The organism is Paraburkholderia sp. SIMBA_027, assembly GCF_046535315.1.
In the GTDB taxonomy this organism is placed as follows: Bacteria; Pseudomonadota; Gammaproteobacteria; order Burkholderiales; family Burkholderiaceae; genus Paraburkholderia; species Paraburkholderia tropica.
The window spans coordinates 1-258 of sequence record NZ_JAWRWY010000989.1 but is presented as its reverse complement, the minus strand read 5'-3'; the positions used below and the strand labels follow the sequence as shown (position 1 = coordinate 258).

1 protein-coding gene is annotated in these 258 nt (G+C 36.4%); it reads left to right on the top strand.

Annotated elements, in window-relative coordinates:
• Positions 1-258 (top strand): hypothetical protein (locus SB764_RS42060; protein WP_410867045.1); only part of this gene is annotated, 258 nt, incomplete at both ends.

Here is a 258-nt window from a genome sequence, read left to right as displayed (position 1 = left end):
ATGATTCATGGGGAAGAAAATCAGAATTCAATGATCCAGCCAATGGAACTTATAAATATGAATATGACGGTTTTGGAAAGCCTAAAAAAATCATAAGTCCAAAAGGCACTAAAGAATATGCTTATAGCGCTCTAGGGCAACTTATCTCTCAAAAAGAGCTCTCCACAACAGATGGTGGCCAGGCAACTAATAAGCTAATCTCTTTCAACTATGATGATAAGGGAAGACTTATTTCAAAAACAGGAACCTCTAAAGGAA